Source organism: Kitasatospora sp. NPDC002551, from assembly GCF_040296005.1.
Taxonomy (GTDB): domain Bacteria; phylum Actinomycetota; class Actinomycetes; order Streptomycetales; family Streptomycetaceae; genus Kitasatospora.
In genome coordinates, this window is the sequence record NZ_JBEOWI010000003.1 from 79,375 (window position 1) to 105,223 (window position 25,849).

Annotated in this window: 24 protein-coding genes and 4 tRNA genes; 14 read left to right on the forward strand and 14 right to left on the reverse strand. The window is 75.6% G+C overall.

The window, feature by feature from the left end:
• Positions 1–2: 2 nt before the first annotated feature.
• Positions 3–926, reverse strand: coding sequence for a LysR family transcriptional regulator (locus ABT093_RS04295; protein ID WP_350560215.1), 924 nt, complete (start codon positions 924–926; stop codon positions 3–5).
• 236 nt (positions 927–1,162) lie between these two features.
• Between ABT093_RS04295 and ABT093_RS04300 the strand changes: the two genes are divergently transcribed.
• From ABT093_RS04300 to cydC, 4 genes are all read left to right on the forward strand, one after another.
• Positions 1,163–2,458: a cytochrome ubiquinol oxidase subunit I gene (locus ABT093_RS04300; RefSeq protein ID WP_350560217.1), complete on the forward strand. Its 1,296-nt coding sequence runs from the start codon at positions 1,163–1,165 to the stop codon at positions 2,456–2,458.
• A 60-nt stretch (positions 2,459–2,518) separates the two neighbouring features.
• Positions 2,519–3,553 (forward strand): cytochrome d ubiquinol oxidase subunit II, encoded by a 1,035-nt coding sequence (gene cydB, locus ABT093_RS04305; RefSeq protein ID WP_350560219.1) that lies wholly within the window; start codon positions 2,519–2,521, stop codon positions 3,551–3,553.
• A gap of 171 nt (positions 3,554–3,724) precedes the next feature.
• Positions 3,725–5,440 (forward strand): thiol reductant ABC exporter subunit CydD, encoded by a 1,716-nt coding sequence (cydD, locus tag ABT093_RS04310; protein WP_350560221.1) that lies wholly within the window; start codon positions 3,725–3,727, stop codon positions 5,438–5,440.
• Positions 5,437–7,119 (forward strand): thiol reductant ABC exporter subunit CydC, encoded by a 1,683-nt coding sequence (gene cydC, locus ABT093_RS04315; RefSeq protein WP_350560223.1) that lies wholly within the window; start codon positions 5,437–5,439, stop codon positions 7,117–7,119. Before cydD ends, cydC begins: the two co-directional genes overlap by 4 nt.
• 249 nt (positions 7,120–7,368) lie before the next feature.
• Here cydC and ABT093_RS04320 read toward each other — a convergent pair whose 3' ends face one another.
• Positions 7,369–8,724 carry an AfsR/SARP family transcriptional regulator gene (locus ABT093_RS04320; protein ID WP_350560225.1) on the reverse strand — a complete coding sequence of 452 codons (1,356 nt, stop codon included), beginning with the start codon at positions 8,722–8,724 and terminating at the stop codon, positions 7,369–7,371.
• 107 nt (positions 8,725–8,831) lie between these two features.
• Between ABT093_RS04320 and ABT093_RS04325 the strand changes: the two genes are divergently transcribed.
• On the forward strand, positions 8,832–9,719 hold the full coding sequence (locus tag ABT093_RS04325; RefSeq protein WP_350560227.1) for a macro domain-containing protein: 888 nt from the start codon (positions 8,832–8,834) through the stop codon (positions 9,717–9,719).
• Between the two features lie 103 nt (positions 9,720–9,822).
• Here ABT093_RS04325 and ABT093_RS04330 read toward each other — a convergent pair whose 3' ends face one another.
• The 5 genes from ABT093_RS04330 to ABT093_RS04350 form a co-directional block, all read right to left on the reverse strand.
• Entirely contained in the window at positions 9,823–10,524 is a 702-nt protein-coding gene (locus ABT093_RS04330; RefSeq protein WP_350560229.1) for a TIR domain-containing protein, read from the reverse strand.
• A gap of 32 nt (positions 10,525–10,556) precedes the next feature.
• On the reverse strand, positions 10,557–12,128 hold the full coding sequence (locus ABT093_RS04335; protein ID WP_350560231.1) for an AbeC-like domain-containing protein: 1,572 nt from the start codon (positions 12,126–12,128) through the stop codon (positions 10,557–10,559).
• A 60-nt stretch (positions 12,129–12,188) separates the two neighbouring features.
• Positions 12,189–12,992 carry a hypothetical protein gene (locus ABT093_RS04340; protein ID WP_350560233.1) on the reverse strand — a complete coding sequence of 268 codons (804 nt, stop codon included), beginning with the start codon at positions 12,990–12,992 and terminating at the stop codon, positions 12,189–12,191.
• A gap of 274 nt (positions 12,993–13,266) precedes the next feature.
• Positions 13,267–13,339 (reverse strand) — tRNA-Lys (locus tag ABT093_RS04345).
• 58 nt (positions 13,340–13,397) lie between these two features.
• A complete protein-coding gene (locus ABT093_RS04350; RefSeq protein ID WP_350560235.1) occupies positions 13,398–14,117 on the reverse strand; it encodes a nucleotidyltransferase domain-containing protein in 720 nt (239 codons plus the stop codon).
• 109 nt (positions 14,118–14,226) lie between these two features.
• Between ABT093_RS04350 and ABT093_RS04355 the strand changes: the two genes are divergently transcribed.
• From ABT093_RS04355 to ABT093_RS04365, 3 genes are all read left to right on the forward strand, one after another.
• Positions 14,227–14,997 carry an SDR family oxidoreductase gene (locus ABT093_RS04355; protein WP_350560237.1) on the forward strand — a complete coding sequence of 257 codons (771 nt, stop codon included), beginning with the start codon at positions 14,227–14,229 and terminating at the stop codon, positions 14,995–14,997.
• 106 nt (positions 14,998–15,103) lie between these two features.
• On the forward strand, positions 15,104–15,811 hold the full coding sequence (locus ABT093_RS04360) for a tyrosine-protein phosphatase (RefSeq protein WP_350560239.1): 708 nt from the start codon (positions 15,104–15,106) through the stop codon (positions 15,809–15,811).
• 16 nt (positions 15,812–15,827) lie between these two features.
• The gene (locus ABT093_RS04365) at positions 15,828–16,838 is read left to right on the forward strand and encodes a phosphorothioated DNA-binding restriction endonuclease (RefSeq protein WP_350560241.1); all 1,011 of its coding nucleotides are present in this window, start codon (positions 15,828–15,830) and stop codon (positions 16,836–16,838) included.
• Positions 16,839–16,852: 14 nt separating this feature from the next.
• Here ABT093_RS04365 and ABT093_RS04370 read toward each other — a convergent pair whose 3' ends face one another.
• A complete protein-coding gene (locus ABT093_RS04370) occupies positions 16,853–17,299 on the reverse strand; it encodes an RICIN domain-containing protein (protein WP_350560243.1) in 447 nt (148 codons plus the stop codon).
• Between the two features lie 135 nt (positions 17,300–17,434).
• Between ABT093_RS04370 and ABT093_RS04375 the strand changes: the two genes are divergently transcribed.
• Both ABT093_RS04375 and ABT093_RS04380 read left to right on the forward strand, forming a co-directional pair.
• Positions 17,435–18,580: a hypothetical protein gene (locus ABT093_RS04375; RefSeq protein WP_350560245.1), complete on the forward strand. Its 1,146-nt coding sequence runs from the start codon at positions 17,435–17,437 to the stop codon at positions 18,578–18,580.
• Between the two features lie 146 nt (positions 18,581–18,726).
• The gene (locus ABT093_RS04380; protein WP_350560247.1) at positions 18,727–19,062 is read left to right on the forward strand and encodes a hypothetical protein; all 336 of its coding nucleotides are present in this window, start codon (positions 18,727–18,729) and stop codon (positions 19,060–19,062) included.
• Positions 19,063–19,151: 89 nt separating this feature from the next.
• Here the strand turns inward: ABT093_RS04380 and ABT093_RS04385 are convergent, their stop codons facing one another.
• The 6 genes from ABT093_RS04385 to crcB (ABT093_RS04410) form a co-directional block, all read right to left on the reverse strand.
• A complete protein-coding gene (locus tag ABT093_RS04385; protein ID WP_350560249.1) occupies positions 19,152–19,973 on the reverse strand; it encodes a TIGR02452 family protein in 822 nt (273 codons plus the stop codon).
• Between the two features lie 143 nt (positions 19,974–20,116).
• Entirely contained in the window at positions 20,117–22,441 is a 2,325-nt protein-coding gene (locus tag ABT093_RS04390) for a DEAD/DEAH box helicase (protein ID WP_350560251.1), read from the reverse strand.
• Between the two features lie 206 nt (positions 22,442–22,647).
• A complete protein-coding gene (locus ABT093_RS04395; RefSeq protein ID WP_350560253.1) occupies positions 22,648–23,442 on the reverse strand; it encodes a hypothetical protein in 795 nt (264 codons plus the stop codon).
• Between the two features lie 157 nt (positions 23,443–23,599).
• Positions 23,600–23,974, reverse strand: a complete 375-nt coding sequence (gene crcB / locus ABT093_RS04400) for a fluoride efflux transporter CrcB (protein WP_350560255.1) — start codon at positions 23,972–23,974, stop codon at positions 23,600–23,602.
• Positions 23,971–24,360 carry a DUF190 domain-containing protein gene (locus ABT093_RS04405; RefSeq protein ID WP_350560257.1) on the reverse strand — a complete coding sequence of 130 codons (390 nt, stop codon included), beginning with the start codon at positions 24,358–24,360 and terminating at the stop codon, positions 23,971–23,973. The genes crcB (ABT093_RS04400) and ABT093_RS04405 overlap by 4 nt, the downstream gene beginning before the upstream one ends.
• Positions 24,357–24,839 (reverse strand): fluoride efflux transporter CrcB, encoded by a 483-nt coding sequence (crcB, locus tag ABT093_RS04410; protein WP_502884118.1) that lies wholly within the window; start codon positions 24,837–24,839, stop codon positions 24,357–24,359. The genes ABT093_RS04405 and crcB (ABT093_RS04410) overlap by 4 nt, the downstream gene beginning before the upstream one ends.
• Positions 24,840–24,909: 70 nt before the next feature.
• On the opposite strand from crcB (ABT093_RS04410), the gene ABT093_RS04415 reads away from it, so the two are divergent.
• The 4 genes from ABT093_RS04415 (at position 24,910) to ABT093_RS04430 (ending at position 25,658) form a co-directional block, all read left to right on the forward strand.
• Entirely contained in the window at positions 24,910–25,251 is a 342-nt protein-coding gene (locus ABT093_RS04415; protein WP_350547852.1) for a metallopeptidase family protein, read from the forward strand.
• Positions 25,252–25,353: 102 nt separating this feature from the next.
• Positions 25,354–25,426 (forward strand) — tRNA-Glu (locus ABT093_RS04420).
• Positions 25,427–25,483: 57 nt separating this feature from the next.
• A tRNA-Asp gene (locus ABT093_RS04425) sits at positions 25,484–25,557 on the forward strand.
• Positions 25,558–25,584: 27 nt separating this feature from the next.
• Positions 25,585–25,658, forward strand: a tRNA-Phe gene (locus ABT093_RS04430).
• Positions 25,659–25,849 lie beyond the last annotated feature (191 nt).

Here is a 25,849-nt window from a genome sequence, read left to right on the forward strand (position 1 = left end):
GCTCAGGCCCGCCCGCGGAACACCCTGGGATCAGGCCGACGGTGCGTCATCAGCGGCCTGCTGATGGTGAATTCCCGGAACCGGCGGGCCGCCTCGGAGTGGTAGGAGGCCCGGTTCCAGACCAGGGTGAGCACCCGGTAGCAGTTCGCGGCCTCCACGTGCACCCAGGCCACCGGGACATGGGTGTCGGTGCCGGCCAGCCGGGACATCGCCGGGATGAGGCCGATACCGAGCCCGCTGCTGATCATGTCCTGACTGGCGCCCGGCTCGTCCCCCTCGCAGGACAGCCGCGGGGTGAGCCCCTCGGTCGCGAACAGCCGGTCCAGCAGGGCGCGTTGCCAGTGGCCGCGGCGGGTGGTGACGAACGGTTCGTCGGCGATCTCGGCGATGGTCACGCTCTCCCGGCCGTCCAGCCAGTGCCCGCGCGGCACGGCCAGCAGCACCTCCTCGCGGAGCAGTTCGACGGCCTCCAGGTCCGGTCCGGCCAGCGGCTGCGAGGCGACGCAGAAGTCGACCTCCCCGGCGCGCAGCTGGCGGTCCATCTCCTCGACGTTGGACTGGAACAGCCGCACCTCGGCGCCCGGGAAGGCGGTCCGGAAGCCGCCCATCAGATGGGTGACGGTCAGCAGCGTCTCGGAGGCCACGCCGACCCGGCCGAGGCCGGTCTCCCGGGCCTCCCGCAGCGCCCGTCGCCCGTCGTCGAGCTCGCTCAGCGCGCGGTCGACGTGGCGCAGGAACACCGCGCCGTACTGGTTGAGCCGGATCCGCCGGCCCAGCCGGTCGAAGAGCGGGGTGCCCAGCTCGGCCTCCAGCCGGGCGATGGTGCGGCTGAGCGAGGGCTGGGCGACGTTCAGCTCCTCGGCGGCGCGGCTGATGTGCTCGAAACGGGCGACGGCCTGGAAGTGGCGCAGTTGCAGCAAATCCACGGTTCACCTCTGCTGATGCCTGACGGGTTATCCGCACATAGCAAAACCGGTCTTGGAACGCATAAGCAATCCTCGCCTAACGTCCTCGGTGGGGTTCGTCGCCGCGGGTGGCGGGCAGCGCCGCTGCCCGCCACCCGCACACGCGAGGCGGGGACCCCCGTCCCCCTCCTCCGCTTCCCGTCCTCCTCATCCGTCCGCCGACCCGGAGGCCCACCGCCCCCCAGGAAGGTCGCATCATGAGCGCTGCGGATCTGGCCCGACTCCAGTTCGCGGCCACCACCAGCGTGCACTGGCTCTTCGTCATCCTCACCATGGGGCTGGTCCCCCTGGTCGCGTTCATGCACACCCGGGCCGCGTACACCCGGGACCCGGCCACCCGGGCGGTGCGCGAGCGGATGACCCGCTTCTGGGGCCAGCTCTACGTCATCAACTACGCGGTCGGCATCGTCACCGGCCTCGTCATGGAGTTCCAGTTCGGCCTCAGCTGGAGCGGACTGAGCAAGTTCGCCGGCAACGTCTTCGGCGCCCCGCTGGCGCTGGAGACCCTGATCGCCTTCTTCGCCGAGTCCACCTTCCTCGGCATGTGGATCTTCGGCTGGGGCCGGATGCGCCGCGGCGTGCACGTCGCGCTGATCTGGCTGGTCGCGCTCACCGCGTACGCCTCGGCGTTCTGGATCCTGATCGCCAACGGCTTCCTCCAGCACCCGGTCGGCTACGAGGTGCGCGACGGCGCCGCCTACCTGACCGACTTCGGCGCGCTGCTGACCAACGCCAACGCCCTGGTGGCCCTCGGCCACGTCGCGCTGGCCGCGCTCACCACCGGCGGCATCTTCGTCGCCGGCATCAGCGCCTGGCACTTCGCCAAGGGCACCCGGGAGACCGCGCTGTTCCGCGGCTCGCTGCGGCTGGGCGTCTGGGTGAGCATGCTGTCCTCGTTCTTCGTCATCATCGTCGGCAACCTGCAGGTCCCGGTGATCGAGCGGACCCAGCCGATGAAGGCCGCCCTCCTCGACGGCGGCGGCGTCGCCGAGGAGCAGGCGCGGCTGGTCGCCCAGTACGGGCCCGGGGACTACGTGCCCTGGCAGGGCTGGGTGAAGAACTCGATGGACCTGATGACGATCCTCGGCAACACCGTCTCGACCATCACGTTCATCGCCGTCTTCCTGCTGCTGAAGGACCTGCTGGTGCGCCGGCGCTGGCTCGCCTACCTGATGACCGCGATCATCCCGCTGCCCTTCATCGCCTCCGTCGGCGGCTGGGTGGTGCGCGAGATCGGCCGCCAGCCGTGGCTGGTCTACGGCGAGCTGACCGTCGACGACGCGCTCTCCCACGTCGGCCGGGGATCCCTGGCGGTGTCCTGCGCGGTGTTCACCGCCGTCTTCGTCGCCCTCGCGGTGACCAACTGGACGCTGATCACCCGCTTCGCCCGGCGCGGCCCGGACGGCGCCCAACTCGGCGCCGGCGATCCGCTCGGCGACGACCTGCCCGGTGCGGGCGGCGCCGACGAGAAGCAGCCGGTCCCGGTCTTCTGAGCCCGGCGACGGATCCCGTACCGAGATGAACTCCCCTGATGTGACGGAAGGTTGGGCGACATGAGCCTGGAGACCCTCTGGCTGGCCCTGCTCGGCCTGCTGCTCGCCGGCTACTTCGTGCTCGGCGGCTACGACTACGGCGCGCAGATGCTCTCCCCGTTCCTCGGCTCCACCGCCCCGGCACCGGAACAGGACCGGGGCCCGGGAGGGCGCAACGCCGCGCTGGACGCGATCGCCCCGTTCTTCCTCGGCAACGAGGTGTGGCTGGTCGCCTTCGCCGGCGTGATGTTCGGCGCCTTCCCGCATCTGGAGGGCAGCCTGCTCTCCGGCCTCTACCCGCTGATCGTGGCGATCCTGGCCGGCCTGGTGGTCGGCAACGCCGCGGTCCAGCTGCGCGGCCGCTCCCGCGGCGCCCGGGCACTGCGCGTCTGGAACGCCCTGGTGGTGTTCGGCGGCGCGCTGCCCGCCGTCGGCTGGGGCCTCGTGGTCGGCCTGCTGCTGCACGGCGTGCCCCGCCGCGCGGACGGCTCCTTCCACCTCGGGATCGGGGACGTCCTCGCGCCGTTCCCGCTGACCTGCGGCGTGGCCACCGCTCTGCTCTTCGCCGGGCACGGCGCGGCCTTCATCGCGATCCGATCCGAACCCGAACTCGCCGCCGCCGCACGGCGGGTGGGCGCCACCCTGATCGCCGCGGCGGGCGCCGCGAGCGCCCTCGCCCTGGTGCTCTCGCTGTTCGGGGCGGGCGCCTCGATGACCAGGACGGCCACCTCGGCGGTGCTGTTCGCGCTCGTCGCCGCCGCCCTCGGCGCCGGCTGGTGGTTCCTCACCCGCGGCCGCGGCGCCCCGGCGTTCGCCGCCACCTGCGCCGCGACCGCGCTGCCGGTGCCGCTGATCGGGGCCGGCCAGTACCCGTACCTGCTGACCGCGGACTCCGGGGCCGGGATCACCGTCGACGAGGCCGTCGCCGACGAGGCCACCCTGAAGCTGCTGATCGGCTTCGGCGTGCTGGTCGTCCCGCTGATCCTGATCTACCAGGCCTGGAGCTGGTGGGCGTTCCGCGGCCGCACCGGCCGGCGCCACCCCAGCTACTTCTGACCGCCCGCCGTCGGCCGGCCGCCCCCCGGCGCCACCGGCCGACGGCCTCAGCCGGCTTCCGCGGCCCGACGGCCACCCGACCGGCCCGACCCGGGTCGCGGAAGCCGTCCGCACCGGGCCGCGGAAGCGATCCGCCCCGCACGCCGGGGACGACCCGGGAGGGAGCACGGGATGAAGCCGGCCGAACGCCGCCTGCGGCGCGAACTCCCGGTAGTGCGACACCACCTGACCACCGCGACCGCGCTCGCCCTGCTGGGCGCCGGGCTCGTCGTCGGCCAGGCCGGCCTGCTGGCCGGCCTGCTCGCGGACGGCTTCGCCGGGCGGAGCCCGGGGGCCGGCGCCCTCGCCGCCCTCGCCACCGTCCTCGCCCTGCGCGCCCTGCTCGCCTGGGCCCGCGGCGCCCTCGCCCAGCGCGCCGCCGCCGAGGCCAAGCGCGCCCTGCGCGAGCGCCTCACCGCCCGCCTCCGGCACACCGGCCCGCGCCGGCTGGCCGCCCGGCGGCACGGCGAGACGGCCACCCTGCTCACCCGCGGCCTGGACGCCCTCGACCCGTACCTCACCGGCTACCTGCCCACCATGGCCGCCACCGCCGCCGTCCCGCCCGTGGTCGTCGGGTGGCTGTGGTGGACCGACTGGACCTCCGCGCTGATCATCGTGATCACGCTCCCGCTGATCCCGGTGTTCGGCGCGCTCGTCGGGATGCACACCGCCCGCCGCACCGCCCGGCAGTGGCGGCTGCTCGCCCGGCTCGGCGGCCACTTCCTGGACGTCCTCGCCGGACTGCCCACGCTGCGCGCCTTCGGCCGCGAGCACCACCAGAGCGGCGTGGTGCGGGAGATGGCCGACGCCCACCGGCGGGCCACCATGCGGACCCTGCGGGTGGCCTTCCTCTCCTCCCTCGTCCTGGAGACCGTCGCCACCCTGTCGGTGGCGCTGGTCGCCGTCCCGGTCGGGCTGCGGCTGCTGGCCGGCGAACTGGACCTGCGCACCGCCCTGGTGGTGCTCTTCCTCGCCCCCGAGGCCTACCTGCCGCTGCGCGCGGCGGGCGCGGCCTTTCACGACAGCGCCGAGGGCCTCGCGGTGGCCGAGCGGGTCTTCGCCGTCCTGGACGAGGAGGAGCCCGCCGCCGCGCGCCCCGCGCCGTCCCCCGTCCCCGGCCTCGGGACCGCGCGGCTTCGCCTGGACGGCGTGAGCGTCCACCACCCCGACCGCGCCGCACCGGCCCTCGACGGCGTCTCGCTCACCGTCCACCCCGGCGAGCACCTCGCCCTGGTGGGCCCGAGCGGCGCCGGCAAGTCCACCCTCCTCGCGCTGTTCCTCGGCTTCACCGCGCCCGGCGCGGGCCGGGTCCTGGTCGACGGCACCGACCTCGCCGCGCTCGATCCCGACGCCTGGCTCGCCCAGGTCGCCTGGGTGCCGCAGCGCCCGCACCTGTTCGCCGCGACCGTCGCCGACAACATCCGCCTCGGGCGCCCCGACGCGACCGACGCCGAGGTCCGCGCCGCCGCCCGGGCCGCCTGCGCCGACGGCTTCACCGAGGCGCTCCCGCAGGGCTACGACACCCCGCTCGGCGAGCACGGCGCCGGGCTGTCGGCCGGGCAGCGCCAGCGCATAGCCCTGGCCCGCGCCTTCCTCAAGGACGCCCCCGTCCTGCTGCTCGACGAACCGACCGCCCACCTCGACCCGGAGAGCGAGGCCGCCGTGACCAGGGCCACCGCCGACCTCATGCGCGGACGCACCGCGATCGTGGTCGCCCACCGCCGGAGCCTGCTGCCGCACGCCGACCGGATCGTCACCGTCCGGGCCGGCGTCCTCGACCCGGCCGGGCCCGCCCCGATCGCTCCGGCCGGCCCCGGCCCGGCCGCCGAAGGGCTGGTGCGCTCATGACCGCCGCACCGGCCTCCCGCCCCACCGTCCGCCTGCTGCGCCACCTCCTGCCGTACTGGCGCCGGCTGCTGCCCGCCGTCCTCGCCGCCGCCGGCAGCGAGCTCAGCGGCGCCGCCCTGATGGCCACCGCCGCCTGGCTGATCACCCGCGCCGCCGAACAGCCGCCGATCTCCGCCGTCGCCGTCGCGATCGTCGCCGTGCGCGCCCTCGCCCTCGGCCGCGGCACCCTGCGCTACGCCGACCGCCTGCTCGGCCACGACGGCGTGCTGCGCGCCGTCGCCGGCTTCCGCGCCCGGGTCTACGAGGCGCTCGTCCCGCTCGCCCCGGCCGGCACCCCGGCGCTGCGCGGCGGCGACCTGCTGATCCGCCTGGTCGACGACGTCGACGCCGCCCAGGACCTGCTGCTGCGCGTCCTCTTCCCGGTCACCGCGGCGGCCCTGGTCGCGGCGGCCGCCACCGGAACCGCCCTGGCGCTGCTGCCCGCCGCCGGGCTGCTGATCGGCGTGCTGCTCGCCGCGGCCGGCCTGCTGGTGCCCGCCCTGGTGCTCGCGCTGTCCCGGCGCACCGGGCACGCGGAGAAGGCCGCGCGCGCCGAACTCGCGGCGCTCACCGTCGACCTGACCGAGGGCGCGGCCGACCTCGCCGCGTACGGCGCCCGCGACCGCGCCCACCGGCGGGCCGCGGACGCCACCGCCCGGATCGCCGCCCTGGAGCGCCGCGCGGCGCTGACCACCTCGCTCGCCTCCGGCGTGGTCCTGCTGTTCCAGGCCGCCGCCACGGTCGGCACCACCTGGCTCGGCCTGCGCGCCCACGCCGACGGCCGGCTGCCCGCCGTCCTGCTCACCGTCCTCGCGGTGCTCGCCCTGGTCTCCTTCGACGCCCTGGCCGGCCTGCCCGCCGCCGCCCGCCGGCTCGCCGGCGTCTGGGCCCGCGCCCGCCGGCTCGCCGACCTCATGGACACCCCGCCCCCGGTCACCGACCCGGCCGACCCGCTCCCGCTCCCCGCCGCCGGCCCGCTGGGCGTCGAGATCACCGACCTGCGGGTGCGTCACCGCCCCGACGGCCCCGCCGCCCTCGACGGCGTCAGCCTGCGCCTGCCGCCCGGCCGCCGGGTCGCCCTGGTCGGCGCCAGCGGCTCCGGCAAGTCCACGCTGATCGCGGCGCTGATGCGGTTCGTCCCGTACGAGAGCGGCAGCATCCGGGTCGGCGGCCGCGAACTGCGCGACTGCGCGGGCGCCGACGTCCGCCGGGTGATCACCGGCGTGACCCAGGACGCCCACGTCTTCCACACCACGATCCGGGCCAACCTGCGCCTGGCCCGCCCCGACGCCGCCGACGAGGACCTGCGCGAGGCCGCCCGCCGGGCCCGGCTGCTGGACTGGATCGAGTCGCTCCCCGACGGCTGGGAGACCATGCTCGGCGGGGACGGCGCCACCATGTCCGGCGGCCAGCGCCGGCGCCTGCTGCTGGCCCGCGCCCTGCTCGCCGACCCGCCGGTGCTCGTCCTCGACGAACCCACCGAGGGCCTCGACCCGGACACCGCCGCCGCCGTCCTCGCCGACGTCCTGGACGCCACCCGCGGCCGCACCACCCTCCTGGTCACCCACGACCACGCCGCCCTCGCCGCCGTCGACGACGTCCTCACCCTCACCGCCGGCCGCCTCGCCCCCGCCCTCTGACCACCCCCGCCCGCCGGGGGGCGGGTGGGGGCACCACCCGCGCGTCCCTGATCGGAAGCGGGCCGGATCGGAAGCGGGCCGGAAGCCCCGGCGCCTTTCCCCGGAAGCGGCCGGACTGGTGTGCTGTCCTCCGGGAGCGGACGGCCCCGTGCGGGGGACGGCGCGGTCCGCTCCCGCCCGCCACCACCACGGGAGGGACGCATGCGGAGGCGCCGGCCACGACCCGCCGGAAGCCGCCCGGCCGGTCCGTCACCCGCACCCGTACGGTGCCTCCTGGAGGAAGCGCTCCAGCTCCAGCAGGTCGGTGCGGCGCAGGTCGTCCGGGTGCACCACGATCCGCAGCTCGGGCGCGACCGGAGTGCCGCCCAGACAGGCCCGGACGAAGGACTCCACGATCAGCTTGGCGAGCCGCCCGCGGTCCAGGTCCACGATCCGCGCGAGGCCGGAGCCGAGCATCGGCACCGCGACCGGACGGTACCGCCCGTGCAGGGCCACCGCCTCCCAGAGCCGTTCGAGGGCCAGCGCGAGGTACTCCGGACGCGACCTGGCCACCATGTCGTTGCCCAGCCGCGAGTACGCGGTGGCGAAGACCTGCCGGCGCCCGTGCGGCACCGCCACCGTCGTCCCGATCGGATACCGCAGCCGGCGCCCGTGGGGCTTGTCCCGGCTGCGCTCGCGCTCGACCACCGGCACGGACCGCAGGGCCCGCTCCAGCTCGGCGTCCAGCAGCTCGCCGCGGCCGCCGAAGAGCCGCTCCACGAGCTGCCCCTGGATGCTGGAGCGGCTGATCACCACGTCCTGGTCGATCTCGGTGTCGAAGGTGTCGGTGAAGCCCGCCACCAGATTGGCGTCCTCCTGCTCGAACAGGTCCCCGCACACCACCACGACCTCGACCGCCCGGTCGGGCAGCGCGATGCGCAGCAGCTCGTCGTCCCAGCGGCCCCGCAGCCTGGTGCGCAGCAGGCCGAGCTCGGAGGCCCAGGACGGGTCGTCCGGACGCTCCCGCACCGCCGCCTCGGCGACCGGCAGCGCGAGTTCGGGCCGGCCGAGCCTGACCCGGCAGGAGATCAGCTCCCGGCGGGCGGTGTCCTGCAGACCGGTCAGCCGGCGGATCAGCGGTTCGGCGAAGTCCTCGCCGGAGGCCTCGGCCAGCGGCCGGCCGCGGACCATGCCCAGCGCCTCCTCCAGCCGCCACGCGGCCATCGCCGGTCCGACCTGGAAGGACTCGTTGACCAGCTCGGTGAACCGGGCGCAGTCCAGCTCCGCCGCCGAGAGGCTCAGCCGGTAGGCGGTCTCCGACCCCCTGGGCGTCGAGAGCTGCTCGGTGCGCAGGACCCGTGCGCCGGCGAGCTGGTCGCCCCCGCCGATCGCGCGCCGCAGTTCGAACACCCGCTTCTGCACCTCGTTGCGGCCCCGCGCGCCCTGGCCCGGGAGGTCGGCCTGCCGGCCCCAGACGTCCCGGCGCAGTTGGCGGACCGGCACCGCCTCACCGTCCGCGGCCACCAGCCGGACCAGCAATCGCCTGGTCAGCGGCGTCAGGCGCACCGGAACCCCGTCGGACTCCACCCGCACAGGCCCCAGCACGCTCACGCGGACACCAGCCATCGGACCCCCCACCCGCCTCGTCCCCGGCCAGGAGCCGCCTCGCTCAAGGCACCGAGCAGGATAGCAACCAGTGTGCCGCGCAGGAACGTTGATGAAGGACGTGTCGGATGAGCGGTCGGTTTCCGGGCCGTTGGCCGGTGTGCCGGCGAACGGCGGCCGCCTTCCTGCGGAACACCGCGGCCGCCTTCGGTGGCGTGGCGGTGGCGGGCCAGCTCGCCGGGCCGCTCTTCCCGCACGGACTGCCCGCGCCCGGCTGGGTGACCGCCGGCGCGGCCGGGGCCTGCGTGCTCTGGGGCGCGGTGCGGGCGCGTCCGGTCCCGGTGGTGCGCCAGGAGTTCCGGCGGCCCGACATGACCGTGGTGGTGGAGGGCGGCGACCTCTTCACCGCCCCAGGTCACCTCGTCGTCGGCTTCTGCGACACCTTCGACACCGCCCCGGCGGACGGGCGCCTGATCGACGGGGGCAGTGTGCAGGCCCAGCTGCTGCGGCGGCGCTACGACGGGGACCCGGACCGGCTGGACGCCGAACTCGCCGACGCCCTGGCCGCGGTGGCCCCGCAGTCCCGTGAGCTCCGGGCGGACAAGCCGCTCGGCAAGCTCGACCGGTACCCGCTCGGCACCGTGGCCGTTCTCGGCCCCCCGTCGCGGCTGGTCTTCGCCACCGCCTACAGCCGGCTCGGCCGCGACCTGGTGGCGTCCTCCGGCGTCGAGGACCTCTGGTTCAGCCTCAACCGGCTCTGGGACGCCGTCGACCGGCGGGCCAGGACGGGCTCCGTGGCGATGCCGCTGGTGGGGTCGGGGCTCGCGCGGATGGACTACCTGGACCAGGACAGCCTGCTGCGGCTGATCCTGATGTCGTTCATCGCCCGCTCCCGGGAGGGCGCGGTCTGCCGGGAGCTGCGGGTCGTGCTGCGCCCGGCGGACCTCGCGAACGTCTCCATGCCGGAGGTCCGGGCGTTCCTGCGGAGCATGGCCGCGGGTCTGAGCGAGCGGTGACGGCGGCGGCCCGGCCGCGGTGTGCCACCGAGGCCGGGCCGTTGGCCCGTTGGCCCGTTGGCCCGTTGGGTCCGTTGGGTCCGTTGGTCCGTTCGTCCCAGGGTCAGCCCCGGCGGCGGTAGGCCCCGAGGTCCCGGAACGGCTCGGTGTCCAGCCAGTCGTGGCCGCTGTCGTCCACCGGGCAGCCCGCCACCCTGAGCCGCTGCGCGACCTTCCGCAGCACGATGTTGAGGTCCGCCTCCGCGCTGAACCGGATCACGTTGCGGCCCGCCAGGTCGGAGGCCGGCCGGATGTCCCCGAACTCGAGGATCACCGTCCGATCGGGAAAGGCCATCAGCACCATGCCCAGCTCGATCAGCACGTTCTGGCGCGGCTGCCCGGCGGCCTCCCGCTCGTGCAGCGGCTCGGCCGGCCCCTTCAGGTCGTCGTGCAGCCGGGCGACGTCGTCCGGGGTGAGCAGGACGAGGGCGGCGCCGGCCACCGACGGCGCGTGGGCCACCACCTCGCCGATGAACGGGGAGGCCGTCCCGGTCGTCCCGACCAGGTGCTCCCACTCCAGGGGGTTCAGTCCCAGGCCGCGCAGCAGCCCGAACGCCTTGCGCCGCACCTGCTCGTCGCGGCCGTGGACCACGAAGACGTTGCGGCCGCGCTCGGCCGCGCTCGGCGGCGCCGTGTCCGCGCGCCGCCCGGCGGCCGGCCCGCCGTCCCCGCGGTTGACGGTCTTGCCGGTGGAGAAGTCGATGTTCCCGTTGCCGAAGTGGTTGCCGAAGACGGCTCCGCCGCGGCCCGCTTCATGGTCCGTCATGGGTCGGATGTCCTTGTCCGTGGTCCGGGGGATCAGTTGTTGACCTGCTTGTTCTGCGAGAAGTCGACGTCACCGGTGCCGAAGTGGTTGCCGGCCAGGACGGTGGTCTGGTTGCGCCGGTGGTCGGCCAGGTCGACCTGGTGCTCGCGCAGGAAGCGCTCGACGAGGTGCAGCAGCCGGCGCTCCACGATCCGGGTGTACTTCTCGGCGTCCGACTGCTGGAAGTAGTGGTGGTAGGTGTCGCTGCAGGCCAGCTCCCGGATGCTGGTGCGCGCGCCGCGGTTCACCGCGAGCGTCGCGTAGCGGCCGAGGCCGAACTCGCTGCGGTCCGCGACCCCGACGAGCTCGACCTCGTAGCGCCGGCCCTCCTGGTAGTGCCGCCGCATGCGCGCGAGGCCCCGCGACAGGAGGCCCAGGGGCAGCAGGATCCTCCAGGCCCGGCCCGCCACGTGCCGCAGGGAGTCCCAGGCGGCCTGCCGCAGCAGCCGTCCGTCCAGCCGCTCCGGCAGCCGGTCGACCAGGTGGAACTCGGAGACCACCGGGGTGAGCACATGGCTGTGGAACTCGGTGTGCAGGGTGTTCCCGCGGACGTCGAAGCCCACGAACACCGAGGTGACCACCTCCTCCTCCCAGGAGCCGATCCGGGCGCACAGGTACTCGCGCGCCGCGCCGTAGCCCTCCGCCCAGTGCTCGTCCCCGTCGTCGCCGATCGCGGGCAGCGGGCTCCAGCCCTCCCCCGCCGACCGGTCGTGCACGGTGACCGCCCGGGCGTACCGGTGGCGTTCGACGGTGAGCGTCGCGATGCGCTCGGACTCCCGTGCGGCGTCGCGCAGTTCGGCGGTGATGTGGTGCTGGACGAACGCGGCCAGCTCCGCGGCGTCGAAGGGGATGACGGGCCGGCGCCTGGTCACCACCGGGGCGGACGGCCCGTCGGCCGCGTCCGGAGCCGCCCGGCCGGTGAGCCGGGCGATGAGGTCCGCCGCGTCGTCGCCCTCCTCCGGGGCCCCGAGCAGCAGTTGCGCGTTCGACCACCGGTGCAGCCGGGACCCCGCTCCGACGAACGGCCGGTAGCCCCCGAAGTAGGCGACGCCGTCCCGGGCCGACTGCTCGCGGTCGATCTTCTCGACGAGGTCGTCGTCGAGGAGGCCGACCGCCGGGCGACCGCCGTCGAAGCCCCCGCCCGGCCCGGCCTTCTTGAGCCGGGTGACCAGGGTGTGCAGGGTGGCCACCCGGCGCAGGTAGTCGGCCGACCAGAACAGCCAGAAGCCGAGCACCAGCAGGGAGAGGGCCCCGAGCACACCGGTGAAGGCGAGCACGGCCAGGAGGGCGGCTCCGACCCCGATGTACACCCAGGAGTTGCGCTGCAGCGCGCGTGCCGCGAGGGCGTGCGCGAGCACCGGCACGGCGTCGTAGCCGAACGAGGGGGCCACCGCCCGGGCCCGGTTGGTCAGCAGTTCCCTGATGACCGCGCTGCGGTAGTCCGGATCGAGGTAGGTGCCCGCCGCGAGCAGCCGGGTGGCCCGGCTGCGGGAGTCCACCCCCGGGGGAGCGGTGGGCCCGGCCGGCCCCGGCGGCGCTGAGAGGGAGGCGCCATGGATCGTCATCTGTCCTTCAGAGCTCCTGTCGTGGAGGGTCCTGCCGTCGTCGGCCGTCGTCGGCCGTCGTCATCCCGTCCGGATGACGGTGGCGCTGGTGATGGCACCGTCGGCGACGGTGTAGCTGCCGCGGAAGTGGCGGACCGTCCCGTCCGTCTGGTGGGCCTCCAGCGCGGCGGTGACCTCGTCGCCGTCGACGGCGAGCACGGACACCGTGGTGGAGGCGGTCGCGGAGAAGCCCTCGACGAAGCTGTCGTAGTCGGCGGCGAGGTTGCTCCCGCCGAGCTGCCAGGCGGTCCGGAACGCACCGGTGTTGACCGCCCTGAAGTAGTCGCGCAGCACCGCGTCGGGCCGGGTGGTCGTCGCACTCGCCGTCGCGCTCGCGGTCGCCGTCGCGCTCGCGGTCGCGGTCGCGGTCGCGGTCGCCGTCGCGGAGCCGGACGGCAGCGAGCCGAACCAGGACGAGGACGGCGAGGTCGTGGCCGCGGCCGTCGACAGGCGCGAAACGGACGGCGAGGGCGACGGCGTCCGGGTGGGTGAGGCGCTGCGGGTGGTGGGCGTGGCAACCGTCCGCGAGGCCGTCACCGGCTGCGGCTCCTCCCATCCGCCGCGGTACCCGCCACCGGCGCCCGTGACATAGGGGTCGTCGTAGTCGTCGAAACCCCCGTCGTCCGACCCGAAGGAGATGCCGCCGTTCAGCCCGAGCAGCAGCAGGAGCACCGCCAGCGAACCCCCCGCGACGGCGAGCACCCACGTGCGGACGTCCCCGGCCGCGGGGAGCAGCGACGGCGGCGGATGGACGGGCCGGGTGGCGCCCCGGGCCCGGACCTGCGCCTCCACCGGGACCGGCGGCCCCGGGATCTTGTCGTTCAACGCGGACCTCCTGTGCGGTCACCGGCGGACTCGGGCGCGATCGCCGGCCGTCCCGCCGCCGGTCACCGCCCCCAGGATCGATCCGACCAGCCGCCCTGCTTCCGCGGCGACAACCGGAACTCTTCCGATCCGCTTCCGATGCGGTCCCGGCCCCCGCCCGACCCGCTCCGGGGCCCGCTCCGACCTCCCGCCCCGACCCCGCACCGGCCCGAACAGGCCCGGCCCGCAACGGAAAGGGCCCGGGCCGGTCTGTGCCGGTCCGGGCCCTCGTCCGTGGGCCGCCAGGGGCTCGAACCCTGAACCTACGGATTAAAAGTCCGCAGCTCTGCCGATTGAGCTAGCGGCCCGTGGCCCGGCCGGGGTGGTGGCGGCGGGCCGCCGCGATCCTACCCGCTGGGGTCGGGCTCACGCGGCCGGTGTCCAGTGGGCGGTGCGCACGCGGCGGAGCCAGGCGTCGGCGGGGCGCTCGTCGGGGCGGTCGGGCAGGACGCCGGGGCGGTCGAGGCGGTCGGCGGCGGCGGTGAGGGAGCGTTCGGCGCGGTCGGGGTCGTCGGCGATGCGCTCGCCGAGCTCGCGGACGCGCTCCGGGTCGGGCAGCCGGACCAGGTTGTGGCCGGCCTCGTGCAGGCGGACGGCCTGGTCGAGCAGCCGGACCAGGTGGCGGGCGTGCTTGGCCGCCCTCGCCCGGGAGGCCGGGTCGGAGGTGTCGCGGGTCCGCAGCTTGCGGAACTGCTGGGTGGCGTAGCCGAGGTAGGCGTTGCGCACGGCCCGGGCGCTGAGGAAGGAGCGGCGGATGCCGATCAGCTCCTCGCCGAGCGGGGTGCGGACCTCGTAGAGGTCGTCGGGCAGCCAGACCAGCTCGGAGGCGGTGGGGTTGCAGCCGAGCGCCAGCCGGCACCACTTGGCGGCCTCGTGCAGGGTGCGGTCCGGGGCGGTGGTGACCTGCGACTCGGCGGGGCGGTGCAGGCCGTGGAAGCGTTCGGTCGGGGCGGCGAACAGGCCGAGCCGGTCGACGTCGGAGCCGGCGTGGGCCAGTCCGTACGCGGTCGAGCCGACGATGCCGGAGAGCAGGACGGTGCCGGGCGGGACGGACACGGATGGGACGGACACGGGCCGGGCGGACATGGGCCGGGCTCCTCTCCTCGGACGCTCCCGGGGAGTCTGCCCGGCGGGGCGGCGCGGGGCGAACGGATTTCCGGCGGCCGGGGTACGGCGGGCGGGTAGGGTGCGGAGCATGTCGACCGCGAACGGTTCCGAACAGCCCGGCGTCGTCCTGATCACCGGTGCCGGCCGCGGCATCGGCGCCGCCACCGCCCTGCTGGCCGGGCGGCGCGGGTACCGGGTGTGCGTCAACTACCGGGCGGACGAGGCCGCCGCCGCCTCGGTGGTGGAGGCGATCCGGGGCGGCGGCGGCACCGCGCTCGCCGTCCGCGCGGACGTCACCCGCAGCGCCGAGGTGGCCCGGCTGTTCGACACCGTCGACGCCGAACTCGGGCCGCTCACCGCCCTGGTGAACAACGCGGGCACGCTGGAGCGGCAGGGCCGGCTGGAGGACATCGACGAGGAGCGGCTGAACCGGATCTGGGCCGCCAACATCACCGGCCCGTTCCTGTGCGCCGCGCAGGCCGTGCGCCGGATGTCCACCCGGCACGGCGGGCGCGGCGGCGCCATCGTCAACGTCTCCTCGGCGGCCTCCCGGCTCGGCTCGCCCAACGAGTACGTGGACTACGCGGCGGCCAAGGGGGCCGTCGACTCGATGACCCGCGGGCTGGCCCTGGAGGTCGCGGCCGAGGGCGTCCGGGTCAACGCCGTGCGCCCCGGCCTGATCCACACCGGCATCCACGCCCTGGGCGGCGAGCCCGGCCGGGTCGACCGGGTCGCGCCGGACCTGCCGATGCGCCGCGGCGGGCAGCCCGAGGAGGTCGCGGAGGCGATCCTCTTCCTGCTGTCGCCGGCCTCCTCGTACACCACGGGCGCCTTCCTGGACGTCTCCGGCGGACGGTGACGGGCAGGCCGTCCGGCGCCTGGAGGTGAAGTCGGCTTCAGGTCAAGATCGGAAAGGCGGATCCTCTCCTTCCCCTGGCGCGGTCCGCGCCCATACCGTGGTGGCCATGACCGACGACGTGCAGTCCGCCTTCATCGACATCCCCGGGGTGCGCAACTTCCGTGACGCCGGGGGCGTCGGCGCGCTCCGCCGGGGCGTCCTGTTCCGCTCCGGCTCCCTCCACGAGCTCGCCCCCGAGGGTGCCCTGCGCCTCAAGGCCCTCGGCCTGCGCACCGTGATCGACCTGCGCAGCCGGTTCGAGCTGGACGTCTGGCCGGACCTGCGGCACGACCTCGACCACGAGACGTTCAGCCTCCCCACCCTGCCCGCGAACCGGGAGGACTCCGAGCACCCCTGGCCGGAGGACCAGGCCACGCTCTACCCGTTCATGGCCGCCACCGCCGGCCCGTCGCTGGTCGCCGCGATCCGCCGTCTCGGCGCCCCCGGCACCCTGTCGGCCGTCGTCCACTGCGCCGTCGGCAAGGACCGCACCGGCCTCACCATCGCCGTCGTCCAGTCCCTGCTGGGCGCCTCCGAGGCCGACATCACCGCCGACTACCTGCTCTCCAACACCGGCCTGGGCCTGCTGGACGGCCCCACCCCGTACACCGACGAAACCGGCGCCGAGCGGATCTCCCGGCCGGTCTCGGCGGAACTGCTCGCCTCCTCCTTCGCCTGGATCCACGACCGTCACGGCTCCCTCCCCGCCTACCTGCACGCCCACGGCGCCACCGACGCCGACCTCGACGCCCTCCGGGCCAACCTGTCGGCCTAGGGCGGAGGACGCGGCGATGAGACGGGGGGAACTGCTCGCCGCCCTGGGCCGGCTCCGGCAGGCGAACACCGGCGGGGTGCGGGCCCCGCACAAGCCGCTGCTGCTGCTCTGGCTGCTGGGCCGGCACGCCCGGCTGGGCACCAGCGCCGTCCCGTACCCGGAGGCCGAGGAGCCGGTCAGCCGGCTGATCAACGACTTCGGGCCGGCCGTCGGCCCGGCGACGGCCGCGCAGCGGGCGGCGATGCCGTTCGTCCACCTGGAGCGGAGCCTCTGGTCGCTGTGCGACGCCGCCGGGCGCGAGCTCGGCACGGCGGACGTCCAGGGAAGCGGCGCGGCGCTGCGCCGGGTGGGCGCGGTGGGGCGGCTGCGGCCCGAGGTCGAGCGGCTGCTCACCGAGGACCCGTCGGCCGGGCCGGTGGCCGTCCGGCTGCTGCTCGACCGGCACTTCACGCCCAGTCTGGAGGCGGCGATCTGCGAGGAGGCGGACGTCGCCCTGCCGGACCTGGACGTCGGCGATCTGGACGTCCCCGGGCCGGACAGCGGAGCAGCCGACGACGGAGCATCGGACACCGCCGCGGCGGACGGCGCGGCGCGGGAGCCGGCCTTCCGGCTGGTCCGCCGGCGGGTGCGGGCCGCCGGGTTCGCCGCCGACGTGCTGCGGGCGTTCGACCACGCCTGCGCGTTCTGCGGGTACGACGGCCGGCTCGGCCGCCACCCGGTCGGCGTCGAGGCCGCGCACATCCAGTGGCACAGCCAGGGCGGCCCCGACGTCCTCGCCAACGCCTTCGCGCTCTGCTCGCTGCACCACGCCCTGTTCGACTTCGGCGTGCTCGGCGTGACGGAGGACCGCACCGTGCGGATCTCCCCGCACTTCCGGACCGACTCCCCCGCCGGCCGGGCCGTCCGGGCGCTGCGCGACCGCCCGGTGCCGCTCCCGCACGGCCGGCCGGCCGCGCCGCGCGCCCACGCCTTCCTGCGCTGGCACGACCGGTCGGTGTTCAAGCACGAGGGGCACCCGCTGGGCTGAGCGGCGGCCCGGGACTACTGCCGTTCCAGGTGCCACCACTGGGTCGGGGAGTCGGTGTCCTCCCACTGGTGGACCGGGGCGGTGGGGTCGGCGGGGGCGGTGAGCGGCTTGCCGCTGACGAAGCTGGTGAGGGTGCAGGTGCCGGGGGCGTCGACGTGGTGCTCGACCAGCCACTCCTGGGCGCCGAAGGCGTTGGCGGACCACTGCTGGACGGGCACGCCGTCGTCGGTCGCGGCGCCGGTGACGTCCAGGCGCTTGCCGCCGGCGACGTTCTCGACGTGGAACAGCGCGCCGCCCGGGTGGACGGCGGTCAGCCGCCAGAGCTGGGCGTCCGAGCCGTCCTCGGCTCCGAGCAGCACCTTCACGCCGCTGCGGCGGCTGCCGCCGGGGACCTCCAGCAGCAGGCCGGTGGCGACGTTGCGGATCCGGTAGAGGCCGTCGGTGATCTCGTGGTCGGTCACCGGGCGAGTCTCCCACCCGGGACCGACAGCCCGGGACCGACCGCCGGGGACCGAGCGCCAGGGGCCGCGCACCACGGACCGCTCGCCGGGGACCGGCAGCCGCCCCCCGGACGGCGGGCGCCTATGCTGCGGCGAATGGTGTTCGACCCTCACTCCACGCAGGACGGCCGCCCCGGCGGGCCGTCGGACAGTCAGCAGTCCGCCCTCACCGGGGCGGTGGGCGCCCTGGAGCACGCCGTGGCCGGCCTGGCGGACGGCGGGGACGGCGCCGGCGAGCGCTTCGACGCGGCGCTGCGCCGGCTGGGCGGGCACCTCGGGCCCGCCGGGGAGGCGGAGTCGGCGGCGGTCGGCCCCTGGCTGGCGGCGCTGCTGCCGGACACCCCGCTGTTCCCCCGCGCCCATCTGGCGATGATGACCGGCGCCTGCGTGGAGCGCGGCGCCGACCCGGAGGCCTGCGCCGACGGGGTGCTCGCCGGCCTGCGCGAGGCCCTGACCGGCGCGCTGCTGCTGCTCGACCGGTGGGCGGAGAGCGGCGGGGACGCCCTGCCGGACCCCGACGGGGACGACCCCGGCGCGGCCCACGCCCGGCTCGTCGAAGACGGGCGCACGGACCCCTGGCACGCCCACCGGGCGGTGGCCGGCTGGTGGACGCTCGGCCTGTGGCAGCGCGCCGCGTTCGCGCTCTGCACGCACGCCGCGGTGCGCCGGGCGGCCCGCGCCGACGGGGTGGCGGACGTCCTCACCGAGCTGATCGACCGCTACCGCGAACGCTCCGAACTGCACGACCTCAAGGGCCTGCGGTACCTGGCCGCGACCCTCGACGACGAGCCGCTGCTCGTCCTGCACCGCCCGAGCGGCACCGGCTACCTGCTCCGGATGGACGGCCTGACCGACAACTTCCAGCTGCACACGCTGCTCGCCGAGGCACTGATCGGCGGCGGCCACCTGCCCGGCACCCGCCCCGACCCGGAGGTGGTCGCGCTCAGCCGCACCCGGTGGCTGGACGGGCGCCGGTTCATCGCGACCGGCGCCTTCAACCTGGTCGCGCCGGACGGCGGCTGGATCTGGAACGAGGGCATGCCGGAGTCCATCCCGGTGGTGGACGGCGTGCGGACACTCGTGCTGGACCCGCAGCCGTACGAGCGGAGCTGGGCGGCCGGACGGTTCGTCGAGCAGGTCCCCGGCGACCTGCGGCTGGAGCGGGTCCTGGCGCCGGAGGAGGCCTCGGCCCGGCTCGCGGCCGTCGCGCCGGCGCTGCCCTTCGAGCAGGCGACGCGGTAGGGCGGGCGACGCGGTAGGGCGGGCGACGCGGTAGGGCGGACGGCGGTTCCGGGGCCGTGGAGGCGGCGGGTTATCGTCGGGAGTCCGAGGAGTCCCGAGAACCTGCCGCGGATCCGCACCGGATCCGCCGAGGAGTGGAGTCGACGATGGCGAGGATCCCGAACGCGCTCGCGAGCACCGCACCGGCCGCGCTGACCGCGGCGGGCGGTCTGGTCGGCGGCTACGGCGTCGCCCGGTGGACCGGGAAGCGGCAGCTCGGCGGCGCGGTGCTGGCCGTGGCCGGCGCCGGCGCCGCCGCGCAGTGGCACCGGCGTTCGGGCGCGCCCGCGGCGGCCGCGCTGACCGGCCTGTACGTGGCGGCCTTCGGCGGCTCGCACCCGCTGGCGAAGAAGATCGGCGCCTGGCCGTCGGTCTTCGCCGTCACCGGGGTGGTGACGGCCGCCTCGGCGCTCACCTCGGTGCTGGTCACCCGCAAGGGCTGAGCCCCGCGCACAGGGCGCACAGGGCCCTGTGCGCCGGCCCCGCGCACAGGCCCCCCGTGCACAGGCTCCGCGCGCGCCGGGCGGTGGCCCTACCCGCCGAACCGGGCCTCGAAGGCGGCCCGGTTCGGCGAGACCGGCGTCCGGTCCCAGACCGCGAAGACCACCCGGTCGAAGGCCGCGCCGTGGCGGGCCAGCGCGTACTCGAAGGCCTCCGCGACCTCGGCCGGGTCGTTGCGGAACACCCCGCAGCCCCACGCCCCGAGCACCAGCGCGCGCACCCCGTGCCGGGCCGCCGTCGCGAGCACCCGCTCGGCCCGCTCGGCGAGCACGCCCCGGACGTCCACGCCCCCGGGGGTGCGCAGGGTCAGCTGGCCCGCGTTCGGCGCGGGCGAGGTCAGGAACGTCACGCCGTAGGGCCGCGCCAGCAGCCCGCCGTCCTCGCCCCGGACCACCGGCACCCCGGGCGAGACGATCACCCGGTGGCCGTACCGGAGGTCGGTGGAGGCCCGGTGCGCCTCGTAGTAGTCCGGTGCCTCCAGCAGGCAGGTGTACAGCAGGGCGCTGCGGCAGAGGTCCTCCTCCTGGGCGCGGGCGCCGCGCAGGTAGCCGCCGCCGGGGTTGCGCGCGGAGGCGAAGTTGAGCACCCCGACCGTCCCGGCGCCCGCCTCGACCAGCCGGCGGGCTGCCTGAATGCTCCCCTCGGCCGTCACCTCGACGGGGCCCGCCGTCGGACCGGGCCCGCCCGCCGCGACCAGGGCGTCCAGCGCGGCCGGGCCGTAGGACACCGTGCCGGCCCGCGCCGCCGCCAGCTGTTCGGCCACCTCGACGAGTTCGCCCCCGGTCGCGCGATAGCTCCCCCGTTCGGCGATGCCCTCGTTCACCGTCGCCACATCACGCAGTCTGCTGCTCATGCCGCCGACCGTAGGCGACGGCGGGCGCGCCGCGCCACTGGTTATTCTCGGTTGTAGAACAACAGCGTCGGCGCCAACGGCGACGGGCCCGCCCCACCGAAGTGGAACGGGCCCGTCGCGGGTGCGTCAGGTGCTAAGCGGCGTCAGTTCTTCCAACGCGGCTTGCGGTCGTCGCGGTTGAAGCCGGAGTTGAAGCCACCGGAGCGGCCACCGCGGTCGTCACGGTCCCGGTTGAAGCCACCGGACTGCGGACGGCCGCCGGAGCGGTGGTCGTCGCGGCGGGCGAACGGACGGTTGTTGCTGCCGCCGCGCTCGTCACGGTCCCGGCCGAAGGAACGGTCGCGGTCGCCGAAGGAACGGGCCGGACGGTCGCCGAAGGAACGGCCGCCGCGGTCGTCACGGTCCCGGTTGAAGCCACCGCGGTCACGGTCACCGAAGGAACGGCCACCACGGTCGTCACGGTCCCGGTTGAAACCACCGCGGTCACGGTCACCGAAGGAACGGCCACCACGGTCGTCACGGTCCCGGTTGAAACCACCGCGGTCACGGTCACCGAAGGAACGGCCGCCGCGGTCGTCACGGTCCCGGTTGAAACCACCGCGGTCACGGTCACCGAACGAGCGGCCACCACGGTCGTCACGGTCCCGGTTGAAACCACCGCGGTCACGGTCACCGAACGAGCGGCCACCACGGTCGTCACGGTCCCGGCCGAAGGAACGGCCACCGCGGTCGTCACGGTCCCGGTTGAAGGAGCGGCCACCGCGGTCGTCACGGTCGCGGTTGAACGACGGGCGCTCGGTGCGCGCCTCGCGGTACGACGGCGCGCGCTCCTCGGCCACCGGGGCGGCCGGCTCGGCGGCGGCCACCGGGGCGGCGGCCTCGTCGGCGGCGGCACCCTCGGTCTCGGCCTCGGCGGCCGGGGCCTCGTCCTCGATGCCCAGCTCGGCCCGCTCGCGCGCGGCACGCGCGGTCAGGCGGTCGGCCTCGTCGCGCAGTTCGGCGGCGCGGCGCTGGGCGCGCTCCAGCTGGCGGGTCATGTCGGCGACCTCGCGCTCGGCGGCGCCGGCGATGTTGGCCGCGCTCTCCGCCTGGACCTCGACCAGCGAGCGGGCGCCGGTGATCCGGGCCACCTCGGCGTCGAAGGCGTGGTCCAGGATGTGGCGGCTGGCCTCGACGCCCGCGTCCTCCATCAGGCGGAAGACGCCGCGGCGCTGGTGCGGCAGCACCAGGGTGACGACGGTGCCGGAGCGGCCGGCGCGGGCGGTACGGCCCGAGCGGTGCAGGTAGTCCTTGTGATCGCCGGCCGGGTCGACGTTGAGCACCAGGTCGATACCGTCGACGTGGATGCCGCGCGCGGCGACGTCGGTGGCGACGACGACGTTGACGTAGCCGTCCTTGAAGTCGCCGAGCACCCGGGTGCGGGCGCCCTGGGTCATGCCGCCGTGCAGCGCGTCGGCCTTCACACCGGCCTCGACCAGCTGCTCGGCGACGCGGTCGGCGCCCATCTGGGTGCGGACGAAGATGATCGTGCGGCCCTTGCGGGCGGCGATCGCGTTGGTGATCGGCGCCTTGTCCTTGGGCTTCACCACGAGGATGTGGTGGGTCATGGTGGTGACGGCGCCGGCCGACGGGTCGACCTCGTGGGTGACCGGGCTGTTCAGGTAGCGCTTCACCAGGGTGTCGATCTCGTTCTCCAGGGTGGCGGAGAACAGCAGGCGCTGGCCGCCGGCCGGCACCTGGTCGAGGATCTCGGTGACCTCGGGCAGGAAGCCCATGTCGGCCATCTGGTCGGCCTCGTCGAGGACGGCGACCTGGACGTCGTCCAGCTTGGCCGAGCCGCGGTTGATCAGGTCGCGCAGGCGGCCCGGGGTGGCGACCAGGACGTCGACGCCGCGCTCCAGCGCGTAGATCTGGTTCGACATCGAGGTGCCGCCGCAGACCACCTTGAGGCGCTGGCCGAGGACCGAGCCGAACGGCTCCAGGGCGTCGGCGACCTGCATGGCCAGCTCGCGGGTCGGGACCAGGATCAGGCCGCGCGGGTGCTTGGCGCGGGTGCGCTCGCCGTCGGCGAGGCGGGTCAGCAGCGGCAGGCCGAAGCTGAGGGTCTTGCCGGAGCCGGTGCGGCCGCGGCCCAGCACGTCCTTGCCGGCCAGGGCGTCCGGGATGGTCGCGGCCTGGATCGGGAACGGGGTGGTGACGCCGCGCTTGGCGAGGGCGCGGACGACCTCGTCCGGCAGGCCCAGGTCGCCGAACGTGATGGTCGGCTCGGCGTCGGCGGCCTCGTCGGCGTCGGTGGAGTCCTCGACGGACTCGGCCGACTCGACGGTGTCGGTGTCGGTGTCGGTGTCCTCGACGGCGTCGACGGCGGCGATCAGCTCGGCGTCGGCCTCGGCGGGAACGGTGGTGGTGGCATCGGCGGCGGACTCGCTCGCGGGCATGGCGAAGCGGGCGTCGTCAACGAGAGACATGCAAAACCTTCCGGAAGTGGCACGCGCCAAAGTCCGGGGTTCTGTTTCACAACCGCCTCTATGCGGTCAGCCACGGATCGCCGGAACGCGCCAAGGGCGCCAGATGGGAGTAGGGCGCCAGTCAAATGGATCAAACGAACGATCTACCACCATAGACGACCCTCGGGATCGGAGGCAAACGCGCTGGCCAGGCTGGGGATCGGCGCTCAGTGGCCACTCGGCGCCCCCGGGCTGGAGGGCACCGTGGCGCTCGGGGCGGGGGTCGGCTCCGGCGCCGTGGTGGCGGTCGGGGCGGGCGTGGTGTGGCCGGGCTCCGAGGAGGGGCGCCCGGTGGGGCTGGCCGCCGGGGCGGCCGTCGTCGTGCCGCCGGAACCCGTACCGCCGCCCCCGGTGGACCCGGCACCGCCCGAGGGGCCGCCGGGGCCGCCCGTACCGCCGCCGCCCGCCGCACCCCCGCCCGGGCCGCCCGAGCCGCCCGTGGCGGCGCCCCCGGTGCCCGGACGGGGCGCGGGGCTGGCGTTCGCGCCCCCCGCACTGCCGGGCGCGCCGGGCGCGGCCTCGCCGGGGGCCTCCGCCGCCACGGGCTCCGCGCCGGTGGGCGCGCCGTTCACCCCGCCCGCCCCGTTGCCGCCGCCCGCGCCCGCCGCGCCGTTCGCGCCACCGGCCGCCTCACCGCGGGCCGCGTTCAGCCCGCCGGTCGACGCGCCCTGGGCCTGCACGCCCGCCGCCCGGGGCTCCGAGCGCCCGGCCGCACCCCCCTGGTGCGCCCCGCCGCTCGGCGAGGCCGACGCGGTCGCCCCCGGCCTGGTCGGCGTCCCGGCCTGGCCGACCGGCACCGTGCCGTGCTTCTCGTCCGCACCCGGCCCGACCGACATGCAGCCGGTCAGCCCCAGCCCCGCCACCGCCAGAACCGCCGCGCCGCGCAGCACCGCGCTGCGGACCACCGCCGTTTCGCGCTCCGTCACCGCACGCACCACCCGCACCGCACGCATCGCCGCCACCGAGTCCCTCTCCTGCACCCGCCCCGCCCGGGCCGCCCACCCACCGCGCACGGCCACCCTTGCGGGTGTCCAACGGCCGCCGGGGGCGCGCGGACACGGGTGGGGCACCGGAAGCACCCGGACGGGCACCGGACCGCCGCGCCCGGCCCGGCCGCGCTCAGCCCCAGAGCGCCGCGGCCAGCTCCGCGCCCGCGTACACCGCCGCCAGGCCCGCCGCGACGCTGCCGGCCGCGTTCGCCACCGCGTACCGCCCGGCCCCGCCCTGCGCCAGCCGCAGCGTCTCGTACGAGAAGGTCGAGTACGTGGTCAGCGCCCCGCACAGCCCGGTCCCGAGCAGCAGCTGGACCTGCGAGGACGCGGCCCCGGCCGCCACCGCCCCGGTCACCAGCCCGAGGACCAGGCAGCCGGACACGTTCACCACGAAGGTCCCCCACGGGAACACCGAGTCGTGCCGGAACTGCACCGCCCGGTCGGTCAGGTACCGCAACGGCGCGCCGACCACCGCGCCGGCCACCACCAGCAGCCAGTTCACGCCCCGCCCTCCCCCGCCGCCGCGCCGCCGCCGGCCGGGCGCCCGGCGTACCGGACCACCTCGCACCGCTCCAGGGTCACCAGCCCCTCCACCGCCAGCTCCTCCAGCTCGGGCAGGAACGCCCGCACCCGCTCCTCGGTGTCCACGACCACCACCGCCACCGGCAGGTCCTCGCTCAGCGACAGCAGCCGCGCCGTGTGCACCATCGAGGACGCGCCGAACCCCTCGACCCCCCGGAACACGCTCGCCCCGGCCAGCCCGGCCGCCCGCGCCCGGTGCACGATCTCGCTGTACAGCGGGCGGTGGCGGCAGCGGTCGTTCTCGCCGACCAGCACGGTCAGCCGCAGCGCCGGACCGCCCGGCCGGGGCTCCGCCGCACCCGTCACACCGGCCTCCCGGCCCCGCGCACCAGCAGACGGCGCGTCACCGCGGCCGCCGCCCAGACCGCCGCCATCGCCGCCACCAGGGTGAGCCCCAGGTACGCCACGGCCGGCCCCGGCCGCCCCTCCACCAGCAGCCGGCGGACGTCCACCGCGTACGTCGAGAAGGTCGTGAAGCCGCCCAGCACGCCGGTGCCGAAGAACGGCCGCAGCAGCGGACGGGCCGGCCGGCCCTCGGTGACCACCACCAGGAAGACCCCGATCACGGCGCACCCCACCACGTTCACCAGCAGCGTCGTCCACGGGAACGCCGACGGCCCGGTCGTCCAGACCAGGCCCGCGCCGTACCGGGCGGTCGCCCCCAGCGCCCCGCCCGCGGCCACCACCGCCACCGCCGGCCCCTGCCCGCGCAGCACCGGCGGCCGTCGCCGCCGCCGCGCGCCGGCCGCCGCGCCGTCCGCCACAAGGTCCTCCGAGGTCGCCACAGACCCATGAAACACCGCCCCCGACCGCCTGGCACGCCGTCACCGCAGACCCGACAATGAACCGGTGGAGATGACCCGGGAAGAATTCGAGGTACTGGTCGCGGACGCGCTCGACCGGATCCCGCCGCAGCTCGCGGCGATGATGGACAACGTCGCCGTCTTCGTCGAGGACGAGCCCGACCCCGCCGACCCCGAGCTGCTCGGCCTCTACGAGGGCACCCCGCTCACCGAGCGCGGCGAGTGGTACGCGGGCGTCCTGCCGGACCGGATCATCGTCTACCGCGGCCCGACCCTGCGCCTGTGCGAGGACCGCGAGCAGGTCGTCGAGGAGGTCCGCACCACGGTCATCCACGAGGTCGCCCACCACTTCGGCTTCGACGACCACGAGCTCGACGAACTGGGCTGGTCCTGACCCCCGCCGCCCGCCCGGCCGAAACCCGTTTTGGCGTTCGGCCCCGCATCCCATATGCTTCTCGACGTCCCCGAACGCTGGAAACAGCCGGACAGGCCGCAAGCCCTCATCGTCTAGTGGCCCAGGACGCCGCCCTTTCAAGGCGGTAGCACGGGTTCGAATCCCGTTGGGGGCACGCAGTACCGTAGTAAAGTGCATGACCGAAAGACCCTGAAGTGGTTCGCCACTCCGAGGTCCCGTGGAGCAGTTGGTTAGCTCGCCACCCTGTCAAGGTGGAGGTCGCGGGTTCAAGTCCCGTCGGGATCGCTCGTCTCGCAAGAGACGGTGCAGTACGGCCAGGTAGCTCAGTTGGTACGAGCGTCCGCCTGAAAAGCGGAAGGTCGCCGGTTCGACCCCGGCCCTGGCCACAGGAGCCCGAAAAGGCACGATGCCCTCGAAGCAGTTCGCTTCGGGGGCTTTTTCGTGTCCGCCGACGCCAACGGCACGGCGGACGGCCGGCTGCCGGTCCCGGCCGGTCCCGGCCGGGCTCGCCGCGGGTCGCCGTCGGGCCGGTCTCCCCCGCGAACCCGGAGACCGCACCGGAGAAGGCCCCGGAGAG